We start from the raw sequence: 7905 nt of genomic DNA, 5'->3' as shown, positions 1-7905 counted from the left end.
CGGTGGATCCGGGCTCAGTACGACCCGCCTCGCCCTGAGGGGAGTTGCACTCAGATGGAGTCGCAGAGACGGTGGGGGTCAGGTGCGCCGCAGCACACGCACCTCACCACGCGAGGGGACCGCGACGTGACCTGCCGGCCGCACCGCGTCGGCTGCGTAAACGCCAGCTTGCTCCGCCTCAGCGATGCACCCTGCTGCGCGAGGTGGGGCAGGCGCCCACGTCTGCGGAACCGGCGGGGAGCCCACGAGCCGAGACTGCCACTGATCACGGCCGCCGTCACTGTGATTGACTCCTCTCCTGTACCGGAAACAAGGGGAGCATGTGAGCGACGAGGCGGAGCCGGAGGTGACGTGGTAGGAGCTCGCGGCTAGGCCGTTTCGTTTGGATCACCTGGCGGACCAGAGGAAGATGCCCGCGACGTGCAGTCCAGCCAGGTAGATGGCCGCTGTCTTCTCGTAGCGAGTGGCGATACCTCGCCACTGTTTCAAGCGGTTGATGCAGCGTTCGACGGTGTTGCGCTGCTTGTACGCCTCGCGGTCGAAGGCGGGTGGCCTGCCGCCCCGGCTGCCGCGCCGCAGCCGGTGGCCGCGTTGATCGGCCGGAACGGGGATGACCGCCCGGATACCGCGCTTGCGCAGGTGCTCGCGGATCGCGCGGGAGAAGTACGCCTTGTCGGCCAGCACCACGTCCGGCCTGGTGCGGGGACGTCCTCGCCGCCGAGGAACGCGAAGGCGTGCCATGACATCAGCGAAGGCGGGTGCGTCACCGGCCTGTCCGGCGGTGAGATGGAAGGCCAGAGGCCGGCAGCGGGCATCGGAGGCGAGATGAATCTTCGTGGTCAGCCCGCCGCGGGACCGGCCGATGGCGTGGTCTTCCGGTTCGCCGGTCGGCGCCCCTTTTTACGGGCGCCGGCCGAGTGCTGGTGTGCGCGCACGATGGTGGAGTCCACCGAGACGGCCCAGTCGAGGTCCTCCTCGGCGTCGGCCTGCGCGATGAGCGTAGTGAAGACCCGCTCCCAGGTGCCGTCGACGGCCCATATCCTCAGCCGGTTGTAGACGCCTCGCCAGTTGCCGTACTTCTTCGGGAGGTGCACCCACTGCGATCCGGTCTGAAACTTCCACGCGATCGCGTCGATCACTTCACGGTGATCCCGCCACCGACCACCCCGCCTCGGCGTCCGATCCGGGAGCAACGGCTCGATCCGCGCCCACTGCGCGTCAGTCAACGGCACGGCCAGACCAACGAGCCGACGACCGGCATGAAACGGCCGTACCGCCTCGTCCGATACGGGCTACTACCTAGCCGCCCGAGGCCGGTAGTTCGGATTCGCCTGGTAGCCGCCTGAGAGCCTTCCGTGAGCGTCTACCTGCCAAACCGCGATGATGGCTTCAGGGGGCACAGCCCCGTTCGGATCATCGACCATGTTCCCGTCGATCTCGTATACCCAGCCCCCTGGGTTTACCTTGGCCTCGGCAACCAGCTTGGGCGGAGGCATCCGTTGACCACTGCGCTTCCTTCTGAACAGTCCCATGCCTCGTGCCTCCCTGGTCTTGAGGAGCGATGTTACGCAGCACCGAATGATCCAAACGAAGTGCCCTAGGTGGGTGGCAGGCCAACCGGCCTTCGATGTGCCCTCACCGGCATGCCGGCGCTGTCCACCAGCAGCGGTGTCCAGCCCGCGGCCGCGTAGGCATGGACCGAAAGAGCCTCCCAGCGGACCGTACGGGATGGCTGAGACCTCGTCCGCGTCCGCCCGATGGCTCAGCGCAGGGGCCGGGTCGGCTCGGTGCTGTGTCACACCTTACGTCCAGGCGTCCGCGTGGCCGCACCTGGGCCTGGCATTACAGCTGGCCAGCAGCGTTGTGGAGGCGCCGAAGGTGGCGTCGTCGTGTCATCTGCAGGGGTTGTGCCACCTGCCTTCGATGGCGGCGCCGGTCAGGCCGGGGCCGATGCTCAGCATGAGGGTACGGCTGCCGTGCGGGGGCCTGCTGTCGGCGGTGCGGGCGAGAATGTCCAGGACGGCAGCACCGCCGAGATTGCCGCGGGTGCGCAAGCTCTCCAACGAGTGGCGCAGGAACTCGGGCGGACAGCCAAGGCCTTTCGCGGTGCTTTCCAGAATGGAAGGGCTGCCGGGGTGGGCTACGACCACCTCGGGTGTCCAGTCCGGGTCATCGCTCCGCAGCCAGGCCCACAGCGGTTCCATAAGGTGGGTGACTCCGTCGGGCGCGCCCTTCTCGGAGGTGAACTTCAAACCCCCTGGCTCGTACTGCAACCTGTAGGCGTTCATCGTGCCAGGGACGACGCGCTGCCAGGTGCTGCGGGTTTCCAGAACGGCACGCTGGGGGTCGCTGGAGACGACGCAGGCGCCGGCGCTGTCGCCGAAGAGAGTGCGGTAGATGACGCCAGGCGCGTCATTTTGCTCACTGCGGTACACCGTGCTCAGGGCTTCCCCGATGACGACCAGAACGCGCAAATTCGGCATCCTGTCGACGAGTTGGGCTGCCCAGGACAGGGTGTGGGCGCCGGCGACGCAGCCGAGCTGGGTTGCAGGCATGCGCATGACGTCTTCACGCAGTCTGAGTTCGTTGACCAGGAGGACGTCCAGGCCAGGTGTCGCGGGGGTGGTGCTGTGGCTGGTAATGATGCAGTCGATGTCGCCCTCGGTGAGGTTGGCTGCTCTGATCGCGGTGCGTGCCGCCTCCACCGCCCGTTCGTACATCAGCGGGAGAGCGAGGTCATTGCGCTCCGCCACAGTGCCGGTCTCGGATACCGCTTCCAGCGGCGTGACGAAGAACCGAGTGTCGATCTGCAGATTGGTGGCAAAGCGCTGCACCACCGCGGGGGGCAACCGCTCCTCCGGAGGGGCGGGCATCCGGGCGTTGATGTCCTTGACGACGTCTGTGGTGTCTATCTGGTGGGGCGGGAAGACGAGGGTGGGGCGGGTGACAAAGGCCACGGGGACTCCCGTTCTGCGCGCGAGGATGCGGTCGGTCAGCTGCGTACCAGGTACCGCTCGATTCCTCGCTGGTGGTGCTCGGCGCAGCCGGTGGAGGGCGTTGCGGGGGAGGAGCCGGGGTGTGTGGCCCCCCGTGGGGGCGGCGGCAGCAAGTAGGTGGAGCGAAGGCGGACTAGATGAAGCTCACCAGGCTGGCATGGTGCAGTACCTTTTCACCGCGACGCGCAGCAGCGGTGACATGCCTGTGCAGCGCTGGACCCCTGCGGGAGGTGGCGGGCTCCAACTTCCTTGGCCTGGAGGTGAGATGCTCATGGATCACATTCTTGCTGGCTTAGGGTCGCCTTCGCAGTGTCCTTGGGCACATCCGTTCGCCCGGCTAGCGAAGCGGAGTCCATTTCAGGTGGATTATTCGCATCTGTGGGCTGCCCATGGGGAAGGCGGCAGCCGCCTCCATCACGCCGTCCTGATGGAGGGTGCCGTGCCGCATCCGCCGCCGGGTACCGTCGGGATGGATGTAGGAATTGCGGAGCCGCCTGTACATCGCCTTCAGCTCCGGGTCGGCGAGCACCTCGGCCTCGATCTGCCGCAGTTCCGCGTGCTGGGGCTCCTCGCTGAGGGCGGCGATCAGCTGGGACAGGGCTACCGGCCCCCAGCTCTCTGCCCAGTCGGGCATAGCTGCGCGGCTGCCCGTCTCGGGTGGCAGTGACAGCATCCAGCGCATCATGTTGCCCGGTATCCCTCCGAAGAGTTCCGCTGCGGCCTGGTTGTAGTTCACGACATTCCAGGCGAAGTCGCTTATGTAGGTGGCGTGCGGTTCATTGATGACCCAGTGCCAGTGGGGATGGATGGCCTGGGCCTCTGAGGGGTCCAGAGGTTTGACCGCCTTGTGGCCGTAGATGGCCAGGTTGAGGTCGTTCCACTGGTGCTCTTTCAGATTGAACAGCAGGGCCACCTTGCGGAGCAGTCGCGGCGAAGGGTTGCGGATGTGTCCGCGTTCGAGTCGTTCGTAGACACTCTTTCCCTCGCCGAGCAGGAGATTCACATCAGTCTGCGTCAGGTGCTTCCTCCGGCGCTGCGAGGGCCCTCCGTCCTCGTGCCTCAGATTGGCTACGGCTGGAAATTTGGACACATTAGTACTGCGGCGCGCCTCAGTCAGAAGTTTAGAAAAGCGCCTTATGTCCATAATTTCCCCCCAGGGCACCCGAAGTCGCACGTGTCCAACTTATTAAACCTTCAATAACCTGAGATCGATGGGCCTACTACATGTGCAAGTGGCTCGGTCACAATCAACTCTCTGCTCGGGAAAGCGCCGCCCGCCGATGCGGTATCTGCCGGGAAGTGCATCCTGAGCAGGCAGGAAACCGAAACCGCCTGAACTGCGCCACCATACGTTGACTCGCCCACTTCAACGTGAGGTCTGGCCCCGCGATTCGTGAATCGCTGAGCACAGCCGACGAGTTGGCGTGGGAGGCAGTGGCCGCGGTGAGGGATTCCACCAGGCATCTGTCCCCTGGCCGCCGCCGACCGGCCAGGGGACAGTGAAGGCCCCTGCCCATGCGGCAACGGGCCCAGAACGGAAGGAAGGCAGCGAGGTACTGATGCCGAGCATCACCAGGGGCACCCGCCGCAGGTCGGACGGCGAAAACTCCGTGTTCCGTGCGGCACGCGAGGAGTTTCTCGCCGCACGGCGGGAGCGCTCCGCAGAGCGGGACCTGCGGCGGCGACTGCGACAGCAGCTCAGAGAGCTGGGAGTACGGTTTCCGCTGAGCATCGAGGCACTGTGCCAGGCGCTGGCCGCCCAGCGCGGACGCGCCATCATCCTGCGGGCCGTCCCCCTGCCCGCCCATGGTCCGGCGGGCCTGTGGGTGAAAACCAAGGACACTGACATCGTCCTGTACCAACAGCACACCCACCCCTGGCACCAGGACCACATCATCCTGCACGAAGTGATGGGCCACATCTGCGGCAACCATGCTCCAGATCCTGGCACCCAGCCCTTCGAAGCCCTCCTCCCCGGCGTCAGCCCCGAGACCGTCGACAGAGTGGTCAGTGCACGCGCACGCTGCTCCTACGACAACGCCCAGGAGTGGGAAGCGGAACGAGCGGCGGACATCGTGACGACCTGGTCGCTCCTGCTGACCTCCCTTGCCCCGCCATCCTCGCCCGAGGCCGACTTGGCAGCCGTGCACTGCGCCATGGGCGACCGCCGCGGCTGGATGTGAGGAGGTGTACTACGCACTGTTCTTCCTCACCCTGGCAACGGGTGCGCTCTGGAAGCTCTACCAGCTCTCCCGCGCACCCCAAGATCTCCCGACCCGGTGTCTCACCCTGAGCCTGGTCTGTGCCGCAGCCGCCTACCCGCTCTCCACGACCCAGGGCCGCAGCGCGGTCTACGACCTGTGCGGTGCCGGAGCAGCCAAAACCCTCGCCGACGTGCTGATCATGGGCATGGCCTACGCCCTCATGCTCTTCTATCTGCACTCCGACGGCGGCGCCCCCGCGCGGCGCAGAGTGCGGCTGGAGGGACTGGCCTTCCTCAGCGCGGTGGCGGCCATCGGAGCTGCCACCGCGGCGATGCCGTACCCCGGCACCCTCAACCGCAGCTACACCAACGCCGACATGACGACACCTGCGGTCCTAGCCGCCTATCTCGTGGTGGGGCTGTACCTCATGTACGCGCTGAGCATCTCCACCCGGTGGACCTATCGCTACGCACGACGCTCCCATGGCTCCCAGGCCGCCGGGCTCTGGCTCGCGGCATTGGGCCTCGCCGCCTTCGCCGTCGCCACCGCCGTCCGCGGCTCCATCCTCGTCGCCGGCCACGAAGGCGGAGAACTGCCCCATTGGCTGACCCTGCCCTCGGACAGGGCGTTGGTGGTCAGCGTGCCGCTCTTCGTCCTGGGTGTCACCTGGCCCGGAGCCCGCAGCCGCGCGCTTGCCTGGCGTCTCTGGCGCGAGCACCGGCGCGTCCATGCGCAGCTCGAGCCCCTGTGGACACTGCTGACCGAGACCTTCCCCGATACGGTGCTGCGCGACACGGGCTGGGGCGGCCGCTCCCGCGGCGTGCACCGCCGCTACGCACGCCGGATCATCGAATGCCATGACGGACTGATCCGCGTCAGCCCACACCTGCACGCCGAGGAGCCCTCGGCGTCCTCATGGCCGGCCGCAACCCCCGAGGACCTGGCGATCCGCCTTCGGCGGGCGGCAAAGACCGTGCAGAGCGGGAGCGCTCCGCCACCGCAGCAGGGGATACCGGTTGCGCTGTCTCAGGACCTGGGCCGCGAGGCTGTGGTGCAGCAGCTCGTCCACCTGTCCAAGGCACTGCGTGCGACCTCTGGCCGCGAGGCGTCACCGGCACGCGGCAAGGGTGGTCGGCAGGGCTAAGAGCGGTCCCTGCCCCGCCCGGCCGCTGGAGCAGCGGCGCTGTCCACGAGCGCGATCAGGGCCTGCAGCACCTCCGCAGACAGGCTCTGCCCGCCCATTCCCCGGGCGGCGATCTGACTGATCTGTCCGGTGCGGACCAGGCCAAGTGTGCGCAACCCGGACGCGATCGCGTCCGGCATCTTGTCATTGGCGCGGAAGAAGAACTCATCGACTCCGAACACCTGAGCCAAGCCCTGTCGGATGACCGGAGTGGTCTCCGTTGCCGTACCGCGCCGCAGCTCCTGCACCTTGACTTCGGACATCACCACAGCGCCTGCCGCCTCATTGATGCTGCGGGCGATGTCCGTATCCGAGGGCCGCCGCCCGGCATCGGGGAACGTGAGCTCCAACAGGTAGTCGATCTTTTCGGCGATCGTTGTCGGGAACATCTGCGAGGTCGACGCCGCGGTGTCGACCTCGCAGGTCATGCCGAACGCCTGGTCCTCTGCGGCCCGCAGCTCGTCCTCGGTCACTGCGTAGAGATCGATCAGCTTCGCCACCAAGGCTCCAGGCAGCCGACGCAGGCCACGCTCTGCCTTCATGACAGCGTCCCTGGCACCAAGCTGGTTTTCTACTTCGTACTGGGCAAAGCCCGCGTCGCACCGCAGGTCGGCGAGATCGGGCTCACCGCGCCTCTCAAAGAGGCGGTCGATGGGTACATCGAACGCTCTGGCGATGGCGGGCAGGCGCTGAGGATCCGGCCGCCCCCTGCCCTGCTCCCAGGCGCTGACCGTCTTACGGCTGACGTCCAGCGCTCCGGCCAGGTCAGCCTGCGAGAAGCTGGCCGCGGCCCGTGCGGCTTTCAATTTCTGGCCATCGAAATGGCGTGCAGGCATCGCGGAACTCCAGTGCTGGCGACTGACACGGCAGATGCATGGTAGCCATTGAGGAGCGGGTCAAAATAGCCTAGGGTAAGTTTCACCCGAAGCAGGCTCGGTGACCGGCCGCCCTGCCTCCACGTTTCCAGTACGCCCTCCCGGCCACACATGGCCTCGACAACCCTGCGACCGGGACCGGCGTGATCACCAGAAACGGAGACATCCATGAGTGTGGCAGACCCACGCCCCCAAAAGCGAGAACTCATCCGGTATCCGTCACCACCCGCGCCGCGAGCAGCACGGACCTAACGCACAGGGCTCTCACCCTGCCGGGCGGCGGCAGGTCCGCAGCCCACAGCAGCGGATACGTGCAGCCGCCGCCCGGGTCGGGTCTGCCCGGTGCGCCTGCTCTCCTGGACAAGGAGCCGACCACGAACAGGCCGCACCGACGATCAGCCCCCGGCTGGCAGGTGCTCCCAATGCCACCGCAGCCCCCGGCCCCCGGCGCATCGCCGCGGGGAACGGCACCATCCGATACTGCCCCCACTCTCGCCAGGGCCGCACCCGCCAACGGGCCCGCACCGGAGCGCACATGATGCCGACACTAGGCTCGCTGGTCAAAAGACCCGAGCTGCAACTCACACTCGCATCCGCACAAAGGCCCGTGTCCTTCCATTCGCGGACGGTCACCGGAGTGACCTTCC

The 7905-nt window shown here is 67.0% G+C and carries 5 protein-coding genes and 1 pseudogene; 2 read left to right on the top strand and 4 right to left on the bottom strand.

Annotated features, from left to right (window positions below; translation table 11 throughout):
- Positions 1-387: 387 nt before the first annotated feature.
- The 3 genes and pseudogenes from IG78_RS46590 to IG78_RS44435 all read right to left on the bottom strand — a co-directional run bounded on the left by IG78_RS46590 (position 388) and on the right by IG78_RS44435 (position 4140).
- Positions 388-1238 (bottom strand): annotated as a pseudogene (locus IG78_RS46590) (IS5 family transposase).
- 654 nt (positions 1239-1892) lie between these two features.
- Positions 1893-2957 carry a beta-ketoacyl-[acyl-carrier-protein] synthase family protein gene (locus IG78_RS43015; RefSeq protein WP_051853127.1) on the bottom strand — a complete coding sequence of 355 codons (1065 nt, stop codon included), beginning with the start codon at positions 2955-2957 and terminating at the stop codon, positions 1893-1895.
- A gap of 376 nt (positions 2958-3333) precedes the next feature.
- The gene (locus tag IG78_RS44435; protein WP_225882297.1) at positions 3334-4140 is read right to left on the bottom strand and encodes an MmyB family transcriptional regulator; all 807 of its coding nucleotides are present in this window, start codon (positions 4138-4140) and stop codon (positions 3334-3336) included.
- A 415-nt stretch (positions 4141-4555) separates the two neighbouring features.
- On the opposite strand from IG78_RS44435, the gene IG78_RS0132655 reads away from it, so the two are divergent.
- Positions 4556-5179 (top strand): hypothetical protein, encoded by a 624-nt coding sequence (locus IG78_RS0132655; protein ID WP_051853125.1) that lies wholly within the window; start codon positions 4556-4558, stop codon positions 5177-5179.
- Between the two features lie 4 nt (positions 5180-5183).
- Entirely contained in the window at positions 5184-6344 is a 1161-nt protein-coding gene (locus IG78_RS0132650; RefSeq protein WP_051853124.1) for an MAB_1171c family putative transporter, read from the top strand.
- On the opposite strand, the gene IG78_RS43010 is transcribed toward IG78_RS0132650, so the two are convergent.
- Positions 6341-7219, bottom strand: coding sequence for a helix-turn-helix transcriptional regulator (locus IG78_RS43010; protein ID WP_051853123.1), 879 nt, complete (start codon positions 7217-7219; stop codon positions 6341-6343). The two genes, IG78_RS0132650 and IG78_RS43010, sit on opposite strands and share 4 nt — an antisense overlap.
- Positions 7220-7905: the final 686 nt, after the last annotated feature.

This window comes from Streptomyces aureocirculatus (genome assembly GCF_000720475.1).
In the GTDB taxonomy this organism is placed as follows: Bacteria; Actinomycetota; Actinomycetes; order Streptomycetales; family Streptomycetaceae; genus Streptomyces; species Streptomyces aureocirculatus.
Note: the sequence above shows the minus strand (reverse complement) of the source record. Positions and strands in the feature narration are given on the sequence as shown.